Origin of the sequence: Methylobacterium platani (genome assembly GCF_001653715.1) — a bacterium.
Taxonomy (GTDB): domain Bacteria; phylum Pseudomonadota; class Alphaproteobacteria; order Rhizobiales; family Beijerinckiaceae; genus Methylobacterium; species Methylobacterium platani.
On the sequence record NZ_LWHQ01000011.1, the window covers coordinates 23,193 to 38,718 of the forward strand.

A 15,526-nucleotide genomic window follows, 5' to 3' on the forward strand; every position below is an offset into this window, starting at 1 on the left:
TGCTCGTTGCGGGGAAGGTGACGGGCTGCCGGCCGCCGACGGGGTCGAGGCGCCGGAGCGCCCCGACCAGCCTCGAGCCGCTTACGCGGCGACGCCGACCTGCAGGGCGCGCATCGGCTCCGGGTTCACCACGCCGCCGCCGACCCGCTTCACGGTGTAGAAGTGGACGTAGGGCTTGTTGGTGAAGGGGTCCCGGAGGACCGAGATGCCGATCCGGTCGATGACCAGGTAGGTCGCGGCCATGTCGCCGTAGAGCGCGGCGATGTTGCCGGCGGCCACCGTCGGCATGTCCGGCAGCTCCACGATCGGCGCGCCGTTCAGGGTCTGGGGCTGGCCCTGCTGGTAGGACGGCTGCCAGAGGTAGTTCCCCTGGCCGTCCTTCAGCTTGCGGGTCGCCCCGACCGACATGCGGTTGATGTAGAGCTTCGCGTTGCCCGCGAACTCGCCCGGGAGCGAGTACATCAGGTCGATGAAGCCGTCGCCGGTGAGGGCGGCGGCCGCGCCGGTCTTCGTGACCTGAATGGCGCCCCAGGGGTGCCGGGCGGCGTTCGCCGCGCCGTCGACATAGGTCAGGATGCCGAACGGCTTGTTGGTGCCGTTGCCGGACAGGAAGGCGATGCCCTCCTGGCGGGCGAACTCGTACTCCACCTCGCCGGCGAGCCACGCCTGCAGGTCGATGGCGCTGTCGTCGAGCAGCTGCTGGCTGATCGCCGGGTTCGCGTAGAGCTCGCCCGTCACGAAGTCGAGCGCGCCGACCTGCGGGGTGGAGGTGGCCGGCCGCGGCGCGGTCTCACCCACCCAGCCCGAGCCGACGGCACGGTCCGTGAACAGCTTCTTGAAGCCGGCGCCGGTGATGGAGATCACCCGGGCGTTCTCGCGGATGGGCGAGATCTGCTTCAGGCGGCCGATGATGGTGCGGTCCCACTCGATCGGGGCGAGGAAGCCGCCGTTCGCGTCGCTGCCCTTGTCCATCGCGGCCTTCACCGCGGCCGCGCGCACCGCATCCTCGTCACCGCGGCGCATGAACGCCTTGAAGGCGGCCACGTACTCGGGCGGCGTGGCCGGCAGATCGCCGGTGCTCTCGCCGGGGCGCATCTGGCCGGCGGCGAGCTTCGCGTTCAGCTCGTCGAGGGCCTTTTGGGCGGCATCGGCCACCTTCGACTGCTCGTCGACCGCGGCCTGCAGCTTGGTGATGTCGGCGTTGATGCGCTCCACCTTCTCGGAGTGGACCACGTCGGACAGCTTCTTGTCGTTCTCCGCCTTGAAGGCCTCGAACGACTTCGCGAGGGTGCCGATCAGCTCCTTCACGTCGCCGGTGGCATCGGCGCGCACCGTCGCGCCGACCAGGGCGCGCGGAGCCGGCCGGGGCGGCATGGCGAGCGCATAGGCACCGGCCACGACCGCGGCGGTCTTGGGCATGAACATCAGGGTTTTCTCCTGGGATTACGACTGGATCGACGCGATCAGGCCGCGCAGGCCTGCCAGCACGTCGGGATCGTCGGCTTTTGGCGCGACGTGGCCCGGTTCCCCGGGATCGGAGGCAGCGCCCGGCGTACCTCCTTCGAGGGCAGCGCCCGGCGTGCCCTTGATCTTCTCGAGCCGGGCGCGCGCGGAAGCGCGCGTCATGCCCGACCGGACGAGCGCCAGCTCGGCGGCGCGGAGGTCGTTGACTTCCCGGTCCGCGGCCTGGGTCTTCTCGTCCGTTTTGAGCTTGTCGGCGGGCAGCAGGCTGTCCGCGAAGCCGCGGTCGATGGCCGTCTGACCCGACATGTAGGTCTCGGCGTCCATCCACTTGGCGATCTGCTTGACGTCCTGGCCCGTGCGGGCGGCGTAGACCGCCGCCATCGCCTCGTCGAAGGGCGACAGGAAGTCGGAGACCTCGGCGAAGTCGTGCCGGTTGCCCATCGCGACGACCCAGCAGTTGTGGATCATCAGGAAGGACGCCGTGCCGATCTCCACGGTGTCGCCGGCCATCGCGATGATGCTCGCGGCCGACGCCGCCATGCCCATGACCTTGATGGTGACCGGCTGCGGGTGCTCGCGGAGCACATTGTAGATCGCGATGCCCTCGAACATGTCGCCGCCGGGCGAATTGATCTGCACCTCGACCGGGCGCGGGCCGATCGCGCGGAGCTGCGCGGTGATGCGCTTCGCCGTGATGCCGCCGGTCCAGAAATCCTCGCCGATCACGTCGAACATCGTGATGACGTGGTCGTCGGCCTCGACGGCGCGCACGCCGGCGGCGTCGGCGGACCACTTGTCGAAGACCTTGGGGTCGGTGAACGCCGAGACGTTGCGCTGGGCCGGCATCGGCAGGGCGCCGGGGCGCGCCTTCGACATGATGCGCGGCACCCGCGAGCCGGGCCGGCGCATGATCGCGCGCGGCGCCTGGTGCTCGGCACGCTCCTGCGCGACCTCCATCTGGCGGCGCGCCTCCGCCGCCTGGGCGGCCTTCTTGGCGTCCTGGGTCTCGGTCTCACGCGACATTTTCGTTGGCCCCCTTGAGTGCCGTCCCCTCTCCTCCCGCCGCATCTGTCTGGGCGGGCTGCGTCATGGGGTTGGTCAGGTCGTTCGCGCCCGGGTCGGCCGAGCGCGGCATGTCCATGACGTCGCGGACCTCGTTCTGGCTCATGAACGGCCGCTGGCCGCCGGCCCCGAGCGCCTTGGAGAAGAATTCCGCCTGATCCTTCAGGCTGCCGCGCAGCAGGGCGCCGGCGTTGAACTTGGCCTCGTACCGATCCGCATCCGCTTCATCGATCAGATCGCGGACGATGGCTTGCTCCCAGGCCTCGAACCACGGGTTCAGCCCGTACTGGACGAAGAGCTGGCCGAGCGCCTCGATGCCCGAGCCCCAGGACGTGTCGTCGACCATCATCAGCGGCCGCGGCACGCCGAAGATCCGAGCGATCTCCTCGATCTGCCGGGCGCGGGTCTCGTTCGACTGCGCGTCCCGGGCGTTCGGGCCGATGCCCTTGTACTTCACACCCTCCTCGAGCACCGGCGTGCCGCCGGCGTTCGCGGCGCCCTCGTAGAGGCTCGACCACTGCGCCTTGAGGCTCTCCATCGCCGGGCGCGACATGCGCTTGTCGGTCTCGAGCACGCCGTTCACGAACGAGCCGCGCTTGTAGAGCCTGGACAGCGCCAGCTCGGCGGCGATGGCCAGACCGATGGCGTCGGCCGCCTGCCGAACCATCGACATGCCGCGGATGCCGTCGGTCGTCAGTCCGCGGACGTGGTGGACGTCGCGGCCGGCGATCCGTTCCTCCGGCCCGCCCGTCGGCGGCTGGTAGCGATAGGACAGCGTCCAGTCCGGGTTCTGCCCCACCACGGTCTGGCGCGGATCCATCGGGATCAGCGCGACCACCTTGTCCTTCCGGGTCCGCAGGTCGACCGAGCGGATAATCCGGGCGTAGGCGTTGCCCTCGGTGAGGAGCCGCAGCTGCTGCAGCTGGCGGTACTCATAGGCGGTCTGCCAGGGGTTCGGCTTGCGGTGCAGGACCCGGAACAGCGGGACCGTGTCAGCTTTCTCCTTGGTCGCCTTCTCGATCAGGTGCAGCGGCAGCATTCCGATGCCGGACGAGATCAGGGATACGGCCCGGAGCACCGCCGGGTTACGGAGCGCCTTCTCGGTCGAAATGTAGATCCCGCTGTCCGACGGCTGGTCCGCCAGCATGTAGGTCAGCAGCGCCGGGTCGAGGAGGTCGAGGTAGACCGCCTCCGCCCGGGGCGCCGACACGGCGGCGCTCTCCGCCGTCGGTGCAGACGAGCGGAACCAGTCAATCAAGCCCATTCGCTCGCCTCAGACGATAAGGAGGGGACGATCCTCGTAGACACTGCGGGGCTGCAGTGGCTCCGGGTTGCGGCTCAGTAGAAAGACCGCGTTGAATTGCGCCATGGCGACGTCGATCTTGGCGTCGCCGGCGTTCTGCTTGGTAGCCCTCACTGCCGTGGCGGTGGGCTCGATCTTCAAATTTGCGACGCACCACGCCGCCAGCGAAGAGCCGCTGTGGACGAAGGTGCCGTTGGCCAGCTTGCGCTCGGCGGTCTTGATCGCCGCCATCAGGCCGAAGCCCTGGGGCACGCCGACGAGGCCGCCGTCCTCCTGGGTGATCTCCTCGGCCGCGAGGCCCTCGACCAGCTCGCCCAGGCCCGCCGGGTCGACCCCGACGCCGCCCAGCAGGCCGCGGTCGCGGATCCCGGCGATCAGGTCGACGATCTCGGACACGTCCTCGAGCTTGTCATCGACGATGGTCAGCTCGCCCGCCTTCTCGAAGTCGCGGAGCTGGGCGACGATGCCCGGCCGGCGCTCGAGAACGCTGGTGTGCGCCCAGGCGCGCGACCAGCAGAGCCAGTGCCTGGTCTCGCGGTCCCGGCCGAGCACCGCGAGCCCGAAGAGGTCGTCCAGACCGCCGCCGTCGACCCCGACCACCACCACCTCGCACCGGAGCAGCAGCTCCTCGAGGGTGAGGTCCGGATCCGCACGCTTCTCCCAGAACTCGGCGCCGGGCCAGCGGTCCGTCCGGAGGGCGGAGCCGACCTGCACGTTGAAGTGCTGGCTGGCGATCAGCCGGATCTTCTCCGGCCCCTCGCGCTTGGCCTTGAGCACCTCGCGCCGCAGGAACGCGACGTTGACCGAGCGCCCCAGGTTCGGGTTCACGAGGGACCAGTAATTCTCGTTCTCCCAGCCGCCGTCCTTGGAGTAGGCCTCCGGCAGCTCGTACAGGATCGGCAGCAGCGGCAGGTCGAGCTTGCCGTCGCGCACGTCCCGGGCGTTCGCCAGCTCAACCTTGAACACGCCCGCCGGCGGGTCCTTGCTCTGGGTGGTGATCTGGATCAGGAACCCGTCCGGCCGGGCCGTGAGGGCGCCCCGGATCTCGACGAAAATGTCCGAGGCCTTGCTCTTGGCCGCGAAGACGTGGGTCTCGTCGATCAGGATGTAGGTGGCCTTCGCACCCGTGATCACGTCGGTGTCGCTGGCCTTGACCTCGATCGTCGCGCCCGTCCGGATGTGGGTGATTTTCCGGATGTGCTGCTGGATGTGGAAGACCTTGATTAGCTCTGGGTCGGCCCGGATCGTGCCGGCAATCTGCTTGAACGATCGATCCGCCACGTCCTTCGTGGGGGCGATCAGCAGGCCCTCCGCCTCCGGCCGGCGATTGAGGATGATCGCGGTCAGCATGATGGATGCCGCGCCGGAGGTCTTGCTGTTCTTCTTCGGGACGAGGACGAACGCTTCCTGCAGCATCCGCTCGTTGGTGGCCGGATCGTAGGCGCCGAACACCGCCCGGACGATGTCGCGCAGCCACTCGCCGGCGGCCTCGGCCATGGTCGGCTTGCCGATCACATCCGGGATCCGCAAGCGGTTGAAGACGCGGACCGCCCGGTCCGCCTCCGCCTTGAACAGAGGCAGGTCTGGGACGAGGGACGCCCCATCCATGATGCGCCTCTCCCAGTCCGGGACGGCGGTCGACCAGGTCGTCACTGGCGCGGGCTGCCGTTCAGCGAGGGCCACACGTCTTCAGCGCACCACATCGCGCCAACGACCATGCCGCAAATAGCGGCGAGCGCAACGAACCCGCTGAGTGGCACGCCATGCCACCACGCCGTGGCGACGCAGAGGGCGTTGAACAGCCATGCTGTCATCGCGACGAAATTGAAGAGCCTCCAAACGCTCACGGGTCAGATCAGCCCCTTGGCCATGTCGCCGGGCGCGTAGCGGCGCGGATCGGCGTCGTCGACCATGCGGGGCGAGACCTCGCCATAGGGGAACACGCCGGCGAAGCCGAACCACGAGACGACCCAGGCGCGGCACTCGAAGTGGCAGCCCGCCACCTCCTCGTCGTCCATGCCCGGGATGCCGTCGGCATCGCAGGGCGTGATCACGCGCCCGATGTAGGGGATCAGGTAGCCGGTCAGCATGTGGCCTCGCTTAGATCCGGAAGGTCTTGCCGCAGTGGCGACACGTCAGGTCGACGAGGTGCCAGGGCGAGCCGTGCTCCGTGTCCGGATAGTCGTGGAAGTCGTCGTACAGGCCGCGGCCCGCGCTCTCCTCGCAGACAGCGCGCTGGGACAGACGGAAGCGAGCGAGCAGGTGGCGGACGTGGCGCATGGCTCTCTCCCGGCCGGACTGAAGGGCGCCCCTCTTCCCGAACCCGGTCGGCCGGCGGCTTCATCGTGTTGCCGTCGGCACGCCGAGATCAGGGCCCTGGGGCCACGGGCTGCAGTAAGGGTTCCGACACGAACTCGACCGCTCGCTACCCATCCCGGCTTGCGTTCGGTTGCAGTGGTTGAGCGCCCTACTCCTGGCAGCTGCTCGTTCGGGCTCCCACCGCGGGCATTCGGCGCGGCGTGCTAATCCGCGCGTACTGACCACCTACTGGCTCACGGGCCAAAGCCTCGTCCGTCGGTCGTGTCGGACGGCCCGGTGCCCGCCCGCTTCGCGCCCCAGCCTTGCGGCGGTGGGACGTGAGCGCCTCGGATACCGAGCCGAACTCATCAGCGGGCGGTGTCCGCCCAGCGTGTTGATCCCGTGTCCCCTGTCCGCTTCGACAGGCGCTGACCGCGCATCCCGCGCTTCCGGCACGCCCGCACCCATCCGCAACCGGCTGGTGCGCCGCCACGCCCCGCGAAGGGCGCGCCCGCTGAACTGGATCGATGCGACCGGCGAGTGCAGGCCCCCGGTTATTGGACGGGAAGTCAAACGCCTGTCGCATCGAACTGTGGCTGTGACGCCAGGCCTCGAACCTGGGACCGACCCGTTAACAGCGGGACGCTCTACCGACTGAGCTACGTCACAACATCCATGGAGCCGAGGGCCGGGATCGAACCGGCGACCATCCGCTTACAAGGCGGCCGCTCTCCGATCTGAGCTACCTCGGCAAACTCGTACCGCTGTTGACCCGACCATCCTCCCCCGCAGAGGGGGGAGGGTCTTCAACGGATCGGGTGGGGCTTCGGCCCTGCAGCCCGCCGAGGCAGGCATCAGGCGCTCGCGGCGCTCCCCGCTGGTATTCTCCCGGGATGGCCCTGGGGTGAACCCGGGCTCACACCCCTACGCGCGGCGTGCCCCGCGGGCCCGGATCGGGCGCCACCTGGGCGAGCGCCTCGATCGTCCCGAGCTGCAGGACGCGGGCCGCCGCCAGCAGGTCCATGATCTGGACGTTGTGGCGCGCCACGATCTCGGCCACCGGGCTGGCATCGCCGCGCACGTTGGCGGTCTTCGCCCTCAGCTCGTCGATCAGCTGAGCGAGGTGGTCCTCGAGCTTCGCCCCATCCGGGTTCGCTCGCGACATCAGGATCGGGCCCGGCCGCCGCGCCAGCTCCGACGCTGCGACTGGCGGTGTGCCCTTCCGGAGGTACTGGTCGAAGTGCTCCTCCGTCGTCGCCTGACGGGCATCGTGCTGGGTCTGGCTCACTGCAGCGTCTCCTTCGGGGGCGCGAGGTCGTCGCCCCATTCCGTCCCCGATCCGGCGCCCTCGGCGTCGACCAGGGCCTGCTCCTTCTTCCCGAGGCGGCGCCGGCGGGCCGCGGGCTGCGCCGAGGGCTCGTCGTCCTCGTCGGTCGCATCGGCGCCGTCGAGGAAGGACCGCTCCGCCACCGCGGCGCCCGTCATCTCGACCAGCTCCTTGATGGAGCCAGGATGCCCCTCACGCGCCTTCCGCCACATGATGTCGATGATCTCGGCGCGGCGCCGAGCCGCTCCGTGCTCGAGCTCGTCCGCGAACCGGACCTCGAGCTCGGCGACCGTGCAGCCGACCGCGCGTGCGATCGTCTCCCTTCGCTCGCCCGCCGCCACCATCTGCTCGACCTGCAGCGGGAGCCCATGCTCCGCCCCGATCGGCTGGGTGAACGCCTTGCCAGCGAGCCGCTCCTTCCGGATCAGCCGGCCCGCCGCGTCGCGCGGACCATCCTTCCGCGGACGGCCGCCCTTCGATCCGGATTTCGCTGCTGTCACAGGCATGTGCGGGTACGCTACCAGTTTCCTGCCGAGGCCATCCCGGTTTCATGACGGTTTTGGCCCGGGGCAAAATTAATTCTGCGAATGGGTCCCCGTGCGGTCATCCCCCCTCCCTCCGCCGGACTTTCGACCCCCCCTCCCCTCTGTAGGGGTGAGCGGGCTCCCGGGCTGAGGATCCACGAGGCTGGTCCAGGACGGGCGAACGGGGGAGGTGCCGCTACCTTGGGGGGAGAGCGGCTTCCGGTCTGTACGGGGCTGCTGTGGGGTGGGTCTCTACCGCCTCAGGAGGGCGGGTCGACCTGGTGCTGTGGGAAGCACCACGGGCGGGCCGTTCCTGGGGTTCTCGACCAGGTCACCGAGGGGGCAGCCTGCGAGGGCGAGGCCCACCCACAGAGCAAGGACGTAGGCGAGCCCCTCGATGATCCGGGCGACGACCCTCATGGGGTCCGCTCCCGCGGCGAGCCGCTCCTCACGGTTCGCCGTCCTCATCGGGGTAGGACACCACAACGATGATGTCGGCATGCGTGCCGTCGCTCACGCTGATCTGGACGTGGGCACCTGCTGCGATGCGGGCCCGCTCGTCGTCCGTCAGCATCCAGCGCGAAACGGTCTGGGGGATCGGCGCCACGTCTGGGCGGCTCGAGACGATCGGCTCATCGGTGACGGGGATGACGCGGCCCGTTGGCTGGGCCGCCATGCGGGTCCGGCCTGGAATATCGAAGGGACGCATCAGGTGAGCCCATGGCGGGCGGCTCGAGCGGCCGTGGTCTTCCGAGTGTGGCAGCCGGTGCAGAGCGCCTGCCCGTTGCGTGGGTCGAGAAGGGCGCCGCCGTCCTGCCGTTCGACGATGTGGTCGGCGTGGAGGCGCACGCCTGTGGCGCCGCATTCCTCGCACTTCCATCCGGCGCGGCGCCGTACCTCAAGGCTCCACGCCCGGTGGGCCGCGGTCCCCAACTCCGCATCCCGCTCCTTGGGCGGCGGCGGGACGGTGCGGCTGTCCGCGGTCGCGACCAGGGGCGCCAACGTCCGAAGACGGGGCTTGCGGGGTGGCACGGGGCGCGGCTCCTATAGGGCCAGTCCCGCCGCACCATGCGTTTCCCAGACGCATGCGGCCCGCGGCCCGTGAGGGCGGCAGGCTTGAGGGGCGGGACTGTGAGGGAGCGCCGTCGGCGGGGCCTCGAGTGTGGGCCGCACCGCGTCAGGCGCAATTCAAGCTGTAGGAAAGGGGATAGCTGCGACTGCGCACACTCGCAACCTGAAAAACACTTGCTTTCTCAATGTGTTACTTGAGAAAACTCCCGCATGCCCTTGAGGGGGTCGGGTTTTGCGGGTTTCGGCGCGGCGTCACGTCACAAAACCGGGATGAAACCGGGGCGCTAATGGGAACGCCCCGTGAACCTGTAGGGACCGGCCTCAGGCGAGTTCGACCTCGTACCGGGGGCGGGCCGCTAGAGCGTTCCAGGCGCGGACCGTGTCCCGGGCTTCGTCGACACAGCCCACGAAGGCGATGACGCAACGGGTGAGGGTGCAGCGGATCCGGTAGGTGCGGGGGCGGGTGGGAGTGGTGCCGGCGAGGAGAGCAGCGAAGGCTTCCTCGAGGGTGGGCTCCGGAGCGGCCGGAGCAGCCTGGGCGATGATCTCGTTGAGGGCGGCGGCGAGGTCGTTGAGCACTTGGTCTCTCCTTTGGCTGTATTGATGTTGTATTTGGAGAGACTTCGGGCGTCAACTGCAAATCTGCAGAAATCGACAGATCAGCTGATTTTTCTACTCTCACCCTGAGGGTCGAGCGGAGATAACCGCGCGAGATGGGGACCGGACGACCCACCATCCGGCCTCGACTGCGTAGCGGTGTGCGCGCACCGGACCTCCGAGCCGTGACGTGGAGGGGCCTACGGGGCGCCTGAGCGGCGAGCACGGGCCGCGGGGCGGGGACAGGGGCGGGCGGGGGCGCGACAGCCTCCACGGGCGCCGGAGCCGGCTCGATGACGGCTCTGGGCTTCCTGGGCATCCCGACGAGGCGCACCCCCGTGATCTCGGCGCACCGCTCTGCATCGGCCATGGTGAGGCGGAAGGCGCCACCCTTGCTCGAGCCGGCCGGGGCATAGGCGGTGCCGTCGCGGGAGGCGCGGAGCAGGCGCTCCCGGGCACGGTGCGAGCTGCAGTGGGCGACGACCGGGCGGGCGGTATCGTCCCGGGGCGAAACCGGGATTGCGACGGGATCCGGCTGGGACTGCACCGGGGCGGCGGCGGGAGCCTCAGGGGCCGGCACGGGGACGACCACGTGCGCCGGGGCGGGGGCCTCAGCCTCACGGGCGAGGCGAGCACGCTTCTCCGCCATGGCAGCCTCGTACTGCTCGAGCAGCTGCGCATCCGTGCGGGCGGCGCGGTCTGCCTTCACGGATGCTTCGATCCGAGCGGCGTTCTGGGCGCGGATGGCCGCGAGGATCCGCTTGCCGTCCGTGTGGGTGGTGCCGCTGGCGCACGGGTGCCGGTGGGTGGGAAGTTCCCGCTGCAGCGCGGCCCGCTGCTGGACGCGGATCCCCTCAAGTACCGCGGCGCCGTAGGCGCGCCCCTCGTCCTCTGACAGGTCGCGCTTCGCCGCGAGCTTGCGCCACTTCGCGGCGGCCGGAGGCGGGCTGTAGGTGGGGCCGAAGGGGGCCGGGGCGGGGCAGGGGGCCGCGTTGGCGTCGATCATGGCTGGTATCCCTTGGATGGCCCACAATCGGGCGGTGGTCCACATGGCGCGGCTGAGAGGCCCGCGCGGGGCCCCTGAGGCGCGCCACCCCTCCGGGGTGGGAGGGGCTTAGTTCAGCCCCACCGCCTCCCATCCGGCGGGGGCCACCACGATGACCCCGGCGCCCATGATGCTGTTCAGCTGGTCCGCCATGGTCTGGGCGATGCGGCGGGGGAGGGGCTTGCTCTGGGTCTGGCGGGTGAGGGTGTTGATCAGGATGAAGGTCTTGGGGGCGGTCATCTGGGCTGCTCCGTTGTTGTGATTTAAGTTGTACAGCAAAATACGAGAGCCGCAAGCACAAAATCGCGCATGCTTGCGTTTTTCTTCAGTCTAGTCCGAGAAAACGGTAAAGCTGGTCTGTCCGGTGTACTTGGCGCATCCCTGGTCGTCGACGTGGTACGCGAAGCACATCAGGGACCGTTTGCGCCCTTCGGTCTCGCCGGTGTCGCAGTACCAGGGGGCAGGCTCCCCAGCCTCCCAGATCACCAGCCGGCGGCCGAGGCTGTGGTGGCGGTGATAGACGCGGTCTCCGGGCTTGAGCGCCTCGAGATCGGCGCGAGAGAGAGCGCCAGCACTGACGTTGGTCGGGTAGGTCATGGGTCCGGCTCCCTCAGCCGTTGCAGAGGATGTCGAAGACGGCGGCGGCGAAGGTGCCATCGTGGGCCTGATCCTCGACCGCGCGGGACACCGCGCCGCCCAGAGCGCCCAGGGCGACGATGTAGCCGGCCACGTCCGCCGGGGTGGCGTTGCCGTGGATCATCTCGACGATGGCGTAGAGGGCGGAGACGTAACCGGCGCGAAAGGCGGGATGTGTCATCTGTATTCCCCTTGGGGCCCACAATCGGGCGGGGCGGAGCGTTGCGCTCCGGTGCTTTTTGTTGTACAGATTTTTTCGGCTTACGCAACAGGGAATTTCGACATGGCGGACGAAAACAGCACCAAGCCTCGCAGAGGGCGCCCGCGGCTCGCAGAGGGCGAAGGGTACACTAGCATCCACCTGTCACTCGCCGCGCCCCTCACGCGCGCGGTCGACGCTGCAGCTGCAGGGGAGGAGGATCTCCCGTCCCGCCCGGAGATGATCCGGCGCCTGGTCGTCGCGGGCCTCGCCTCGCAGGGACGCAAGATTGAATGATTTTTCCTGTACAGCCCTATTGACGGGTTTGCCGTCTACAGCTAGATGATCTTCACGCTCAATCGTGAGCACCAAGGGACAAAGTCGATGACCACCGAAATCCTCAGCAACGGCTCCGGCTCGGTTCAGCCCCTCGAGGCGCTTTTCGCCCGCCTCGAGAGTGACACGCTGGACCGCTCTTTCGAGGCTTACGGCAATTTCGTCGAGGAATGCTCCAACGGCATGACCTCGTTTTTCGGCAACTTCCTGACATACAGCCACGTCTTCAACGTGATGACGGATGACGCTGATCTGATCGAACGTCTCACGGCCGCGATCCGGCGGAACCAGCAGTCCGCAGACTACCTCGACCAGACCCTCCCCTTCGACTGCAACCTGCTGACCATCGAGCGCAAACGGTTCAGCGTCACGCAAGGCGAAGTGCTCCTGACCTATGCCGGCCGCTCGTTGGGCCAGTTCGGCGACAAGATCGAATTGACCGGCGGCGGGGTGTGGCGCGGCCACGGGGATCGGGAATGGGAGGATACCGCCCGGAAGATCCTGGCACGTGAGCACGCCGCGGCGCGGGAGGTATTCAAGGCGGCTCAAGCCGTGTTGCCGTCAACCCGCGTGGCGGAGATTTTCGCGGCTCAGAAGGCTGCGCCGTTCGGGGCTGATCTCGACGCGACCATGTCGGCGGAGGAGGCGCGCGCGGTGCGGGCTGTCCAGATGCACCCCTCGTCGGCCGGCTCCGCCACCTTCCGGAGCGTGCTCACTGCTCTGGGGGCTGCCCGTGGCTGATCTCGCCCCCATGTCTCCGACCCTGCAGCAGTGGGGCCCGGAACTCGCCGCGCTGGCAGGATGGATCCCGGTCGAAGATCTCGACGACGCCATGCGGGAGCATCTGGACAAACTCACCCGCCGCGGTCTCCTCTCAGAGGCCGAGGCCCGCGCGATCGCCGATGCGTTCGACCTGCCGTTGTGATGCGACCCGAGGGGCGTGCTTCAGCCCGCCCTTCCAGCCGCACCATGCGAGGAGGCACCACCATGCTGACGTTCACGTTCGCGACCACCTACCGCCGCAATAGCTCCGTCGAGGCGAAGCGTTTCCCGGATCATCTGCTCTACGCAACGCCCGTCAGCCTCGACCCGGACCGTCTCACGGAGAAGGCGCGCCGTCTGATCACCGTCTGCGACACGTCAATCACTAACCCCACCGACGACCTAGCACCGGAATTCGGTATCGCCCGGCGGTATCCGTCTATCGACGAGGCCGTGACGCTATTCGGCGGTGGTGTCTATGCGGAGGCGGCGGAACGCCTGCGCCAAATCTACAGCGACGAAGTCTCATTATCTAAGTGCGAGACCGAAGCAACCTACGGCCCCAGACTGTATGAGGGCGATGATCCGCACGAAGTACTTAATCAATTTGCTGAGATGCCAGGTCTATGCGCGAGATCTCGCAAGGTTTCAGCATGGACTGAGTTTGGTAATGGCACGGTGGAGCCGACCGACGATCAGGCGCGCCGCGTCTGGGGGTACATGCTCCACGCCGCGATGCCACGCCGGAGAGCCTGACGCTACCGTGAGACGACAGCCGGGGCCCGTGGCGGGGCTCCGTAGCCGTTTCAGGCGCCGCGGGAGGGCGGGACGTGCCTCACATCATCCGCAGGGCGACGGCGCTACCCACGCGCGCCGTAGGGCCTCCGGGCGTGCCTCGAGCACCCCGGGGGCCGTCGGCTGTCGTGCGCCCATCCCGGGAGGGCGGGCCCGATCCCGGGCGTGCTCCCCCGGGGGCGGTCGTGCGCGCCTACCTCTGCAGGCTCAATCCCAGGACTGTCCCGGGGCCGTCCCCCTATGGACCTTGGGGGATAATAGGCCTGTACAGGAAAAATCCCATTAGCGGGCCCGTGGCGCCCGTTCCGGCCCGTTTTGGTCCGGATGTAGGTCGCGACCCGCCGACGGGCGCCACGGCTCAAATCTGGGGATCCAGGGCCCTATCCGCCCCCTCGAGGCCCTCACGCGGGCGTCGCGGGCGTCGCGCGGGGGTGCGGGCGCCTGGGCGCCTGGGCGCGGGCGGGCGGGCGGGCGCCGGCGGGCGCATGACTGGGCGGGCGGGCGCAGGCGCATCCGGGCAGGCGCTGGCGCCCGGCCGGGAGCGCGCCCCGTCACCCCCTCTCGAGGCGATCAACACCCCTCTCGAGGGCATCGACACCCACCCCCTCCCGAGGGGATTAACCCCCAAACCGGACACCCCCTCTCGAGGGCATTAGGCCCAAAATTCAGGAGCTCCTCATGTCGAACATGACCCCGCAGAAGTTCCAGCAGCTGCGCCAGAAGGCGGGAGATCGGCGCCGGCTGTCGGCGACCCAGCTGCAGGAGGCCCTTCGCGTTGGGGGGCTGGATCTTGAGATGCTCGCCACCCTGCTGTCGACCCGGGTGGAGCGGGTGCGGTCCTGGCTGTCAGGGCAGGAGGATATTCCGGTCTACCTCGACGTCCTGCTGGCGACGCTGAGAGTGCCGGGAGGCGCGCGCGAAGCCTGGACCTTGCTGCATGAGGCGGAGGCGATCCCGACGGATCAGCAGGACCGCTTCAAGGCGTGGGCGCGCCGCGACGTCTGACCCCTACCCGAGGGCATCGACCCCCCCCTCCCAAGGACATCGAAATGACGCAGGACGAGGGGCCGCCCCCGGAACAGCAGTCCGACCTTCCGACACCCAAGGACCGGGTCCAGCGCGCCGTCCAGGCGATCAAGCTGCATCTGGCGATCATGAACGTGGGGGATGTGGACGGCACGCTCGGTCAACTCGGAGAGCATCAGGTGTTCTTCACCGGGATGATCGACTTGCAGGAGCTGGCGCTCGAGGCGCTCCGAGCCGCGGAGTGGAAGCTCCCTCGTGAGCCGGAGGTCGACGTCTGGAACTACCCGTCGGAGCGCACCGTCTGAGCCTCCCCCTCTCGAGGGCATCAAGCCCCTGCGCAGGGGGCGATCTCCTTCCAGGCGTCCTCGCCTTGGCTGTCGGGGCCCAGCAGTGAGCCCTTCGACCTGATCACCACGTCGGCGCCCTTGCCGGCCTTCCGGATCTCCATGGAGAAGGCGCTGACGTCGACCGTGAACAGCCAGCCGGCCGATTGGCCGCCGTGGGTGATCTGGATGGTGTCGGCGCCGCGGAGATCGGCGTAGCGGATGTAGCCGGGATAGGCCCGATCGAGGGCCTGATAGGCGCAGGCGCCGAACCGGGCGTAGTCGACGGCGACCCGGCGGTGGATCTCGGCGGCGGCCGGGGCGGCAGCGGCGATCAGGGCAAGCGCGAGGAGAACGGGAGCAGCTTTCATCCCGTAGAGGTGGCACGCCGCCGGCTCGGCGATCAAGCACCCCCTCTCGAGGGCATCAGATCCCCTCTCCGGATCGGGAGAGGGGGTACTCGAGGCGATCAGGATCCATCGTCGCTGGCGGGGCGGGCACGCGCAACCTCGGCTTCGAGCATGAGAAGCAGGTCCGTGATCGGTGGCTTGGCGTCATCGCCGTCATAGGAGACGATCGCTGCGGCGGCATCGCAGAGCGCGTTGACGCTGGCACGGAGTTGGGCGTTCTCTGCCTCGAGCTCCACAAGCCGGTCGTGACGAGAGCTATCCAGGCTCATCAACTGCCCTCCGTGCAGCCGCGACCGCCGGCGGCCGGGTCGCCCTGGTCCTCGACCAACGGGATCAACTCGGTTGTGG

Annotated in this window: 21 protein-coding genes and 2 tRNA genes; 5 read left to right on the forward strand and 18 right to left on the reverse strand. The window is 68.9% G+C overall.

Annotated features, from left to right (window positions below; genetic code table 11):
• Positions 1-81: 81 nt before the first annotated feature.
• The 16 genes from A5481_RS06130 to A5481_RS06200 all read right to left on the reverse strand — a co-directional run bounded on the left by A5481_RS06130 (position 82) and on the right by A5481_RS06200 (position 11,508).
• Positions 82-1,425, reverse strand: coding sequence for a phage major capsid protein (locus A5481_RS06130; RefSeq protein WP_082172990.1), 1,344 nt, complete (start codon positions 1,423-1,425; stop codon positions 82-84).
• Between the two features lie 18 nt (positions 1,426-1,443).
• Positions 1,444-2,487: a head maturation protease, ClpP-related gene (locus tag A5481_RS06135; protein WP_245238699.1), complete on the reverse strand. Its 1,044-nt coding sequence runs from the start codon at positions 2,485-2,487 to the stop codon at positions 1,444-1,446.
• The gene (locus A5481_RS06140; RefSeq protein WP_053082282.1) at positions 2,477-3,736 is read right to left on the reverse strand and encodes a phage portal protein; all 1,260 of its coding nucleotides are present in this window, start codon (positions 3,734-3,736) and stop codon (positions 2,477-2,479) included. The genes A5481_RS06135 and A5481_RS06140 overlap by 11 nt, the downstream gene beginning before the upstream one ends.
• Positions 3,737-3,799: 63 nt before the next feature.
• On the reverse strand, positions 3,800-5,437 hold the full coding sequence (locus A5481_RS06145) for a terminase large subunit (protein ID WP_048432708.1): 1,638 nt from the start codon (positions 5,435-5,437) through the stop codon (positions 3,800-3,802).
• A gap of 242 nt (positions 5,438-5,679) precedes the next feature.
• Positions 5,680-5,919 carry a hypothetical protein gene (locus A5481_RS06150; RefSeq protein ID WP_048432706.1) on the reverse strand — a complete coding sequence of 80 codons (240 nt, stop codon included), beginning with the start codon at positions 5,917-5,919 and terminating at the stop codon, positions 5,680-5,682.
• A gap of 10 nt (positions 5,920-5,929) precedes the next feature.
• Positions 5,930-6,109 (reverse strand): hypothetical protein, encoded by a 180-nt coding sequence (locus A5481_RS06155; protein WP_048432705.1) that lies wholly within the window; start codon positions 6,107-6,109, stop codon positions 5,930-5,932.
• A 611-nt stretch (positions 6,110-6,720) separates the two neighbouring features.
• A tRNA-Asn gene (locus tag A5481_RS06160) sits at positions 6,721-6,796 on the reverse strand.
• 7 nt (positions 6,797-6,803) lie between these two features.
• Positions 6,804-6,879, reverse strand: a tRNA-Thr gene (locus tag A5481_RS06165).
• A gap of 164 nt (positions 6,880-7,043) precedes the next feature.
• Positions 7,044-7,415 carry a hypothetical protein gene (locus tag A5481_RS06170; RefSeq protein ID WP_053082281.1) on the reverse strand — a complete coding sequence of 124 codons (372 nt, stop codon included), beginning with the start codon at positions 7,413-7,415 and terminating at the stop codon, positions 7,044-7,046.
• On the reverse strand, positions 7,412-7,960 hold the full coding sequence (locus A5481_RS06175; protein WP_156311755.1) for a hypothetical protein: 549 nt from the start codon (positions 7,958-7,960) through the stop codon (positions 7,412-7,414). The genes A5481_RS06170 and A5481_RS06175 overlap by 4 nt, the downstream gene beginning before the upstream one ends.
• 466 nt (positions 7,961-8,426) lie before the next feature.
• Entirely contained in the window at positions 8,427-8,654 is a 228-nt protein-coding gene (locus A5481_RS06180) for a hypothetical protein (RefSeq protein ID WP_048432704.1), read from the reverse strand.
• A gap of 32 nt (positions 8,655-8,686) precedes the next feature.
• Positions 8,687-9,010 (reverse strand): HNH endonuclease, encoded by a 324-nt coding sequence (locus tag A5481_RS35675; protein ID WP_082172989.1) that lies wholly within the window; start codon positions 9,008-9,010, stop codon positions 8,687-8,689.
• 360 nt (positions 9,011-9,370) lie between these two features.
• The gene (locus A5481_RS06185; protein ID WP_048432703.1) at positions 9,371-9,628 is read right to left on the reverse strand and encodes a hypothetical protein; all 258 of its coding nucleotides are present in this window, start codon (positions 9,626-9,628) and stop codon (positions 9,371-9,373) included.
• A 1,132-nt stretch (positions 9,629-10,760) separates the two neighbouring features.
• On the reverse strand, positions 10,761-10,931 hold the full coding sequence (locus A5481_RS33295; protein WP_156655609.1) for a hypothetical protein: 171 nt from the start codon (positions 10,929-10,931) through the stop codon (positions 10,761-10,763).
• Between the two features lie 90 nt (positions 10,932-11,021).
• Entirely contained in the window at positions 11,022-11,288 is a 267-nt protein-coding gene (locus A5481_RS06195; protein WP_048436879.1) for a hypothetical protein, read from the reverse strand.
• Between the two features lie 13 nt (positions 11,289-11,301).
• Positions 11,302-11,508, reverse strand: coding sequence for a hypothetical protein (locus tag A5481_RS06200; RefSeq protein ID WP_048436880.1), 207 nt, complete (start codon positions 11,506-11,508; stop codon positions 11,302-11,304).
• A gap of 402 nt (positions 11,509-11,910) precedes the next feature.
• On the opposite strand from A5481_RS06200, the gene A5481_RS06210 reads away from it, so the two are divergent.
• From A5481_RS06210 to A5481_RS06225, 5 genes are all read left to right on the forward strand, one after another.
• Positions 11,911-12,603 (forward strand): hypothetical protein, encoded by a 693-nt coding sequence (locus A5481_RS06210; RefSeq protein WP_053082580.1) that lies wholly within the window; start codon positions 11,911-11,913, stop codon positions 12,601-12,603.
• Between the two features lie 10 nt (positions 12,604-12,613).
• Positions 12,614-12,787, forward strand: coding sequence for a hypothetical protein (locus A5481_RS33300; RefSeq protein WP_156312121.1), 174 nt, complete (start codon positions 12,614-12,616; stop codon positions 12,785-12,787).
• Positions 12,788-12,849: 62 nt separating this feature from the next.
• On the forward strand, positions 12,850-13,380 hold the full coding sequence (locus A5481_RS06215) for a hypothetical protein (RefSeq protein ID WP_048436883.1): 531 nt from the start codon (positions 12,850-12,852) through the stop codon (positions 13,378-13,380).
• 717 nt (positions 13,381-14,097) lie between these two features.
• Positions 14,098-14,424, forward strand: coding sequence for a hypothetical protein (locus A5481_RS06220; RefSeq protein ID WP_048432285.1), 327 nt, complete (start codon positions 14,098-14,100; stop codon positions 14,422-14,424).
• 44 nt (positions 14,425-14,468) lie between these two features.
• A complete protein-coding gene (locus A5481_RS06225) occupies positions 14,469-14,750 on the forward strand; it encodes a hypothetical protein (protein ID WP_048432284.1) in 282 nt (93 codons plus the stop codon).
• A 20-nt stretch (positions 14,751-14,770) separates the two neighbouring features.
• Here A5481_RS06225 and A5481_RS06230 read toward each other — a convergent pair whose 3' ends face one another.
• A complete protein-coding gene (locus tag A5481_RS06230; RefSeq protein ID WP_048432283.1) occupies positions 14,771-15,175 on the reverse strand; it encodes a hypothetical protein in 405 nt (134 codons plus the stop codon).
• Positions 15,176-15,237: 62 nt separating this feature from the next.
• Positions 15,238-15,447 carry a hypothetical protein gene (locus A5481_RS06235; protein WP_048432282.1) on the reverse strand — a complete coding sequence of 70 codons (210 nt, stop codon included), beginning with the start codon at positions 15,445-15,447 and terminating at the stop codon, positions 15,238-15,240.
• Positions 15,448-15,526: the final 79 nt, after the last annotated feature.

Coding starts and splice junctions, on each gene's coding strand:
- A5481_RS06195 (WP_048436879.1), bottom strand. CDS start 11,288: ATGACCTACCCGACCAACGTCAGTGCTGGCGCTCTCTCTCGCGCCGAT.
- A5481_RS33300 (WP_156312121.1), top strand. CDS start 12,614: ATGTCTCCGACCCTGCAGCAGTGGGGCCCGGAACTCGCCGCGCTGGCA.
- A5481_RS06175 (WP_156311755.1), bottom strand. CDS start 7,960: ATGCCTGTGACAGCAGCGAAATCCGGATCGAAGGGCGGCCGTCCGCGG.
- A5481_RS06235 (WP_048432282.1), bottom strand. CDS start 15,447: ATGAGCCTGGATAGCTCTCGTCACGACCGGCTTGTGGAGCTCGAGGCA.
- A5481_RS06210 (WP_053082580.1), top strand. CDS start 11,911: ATGACCACCGAAATCCTCAGCAACGGCTCCGGCTCGGTTCAGCCCCTC.
- A5481_RS06180 (WP_048432704.1), bottom strand. CDS start 8,654: ATGGCGGCCCAGCCAACGGGCCGCGTCATCCCCGTCACCGATGAGCCG.
- A5481_RS06135 (WP_245238699.1), bottom strand. CDS start 2,487: ATGTCGCGTGAGACCGAGACCCAGGACGCCAAGAAGGCCGCCCAGGCG.
- A5481_RS06225 (WP_048432284.1), top strand. CDS start 14,469: ATGACGCAGGACGAGGGGCCGCCCCCGGAACAGCAGTCCGACCTTCCG.
- A5481_RS33295 (WP_156655609.1), bottom strand. CDS start 10,931: ATGACCGCCCCCAAGACCTTCATCCTGATCAACACCCTCACCCGCCAG.
- A5481_RS06215 (WP_048436883.1), top strand. CDS start 12,850: ATGCTGACGTTCACGTTCGCGACCACCTACCGCCGCAATAGCTCCGTC.
- A5481_RS06145 (WP_048432708.1), bottom strand. CDS start 5,437: ATGGATGGGGCGTCCCTCGTCCCAGACCTGCCTCTGTTCAAGGCGGAG.
- A5481_RS06155 (WP_048432705.1), bottom strand. CDS start 6,109: ATGCGCCACGTCCGCCACCTGCTCGCTCGCTTCCGTCTGTCCCAGCGC.
- A5481_RS06130 (WP_082172990.1), bottom strand. CDS start 1,425: ATGTTCATGCCCAAGACCGCCGCGGTCGTGGCCGGTGCCTATGCGCTC.
- A5481_RS06220 (WP_048432285.1), top strand. CDS start 14,098: ATGTCGAACATGACCCCGCAGAAGTTCCAGCAGCTGCGCCAGAAGGCG.
- A5481_RS06200 (WP_048436880.1), bottom strand. CDS start 11,508: ATGACACATCCCGCCTTTCGCGCCGGTTACGTCTCCGCCCTCTACGCC.
- A5481_RS06150 (WP_048432706.1), bottom strand. CDS start 5,919: ATGCTGACCGGCTACCTGATCCCCTACATCGGGCGCGTGATCACGCCC.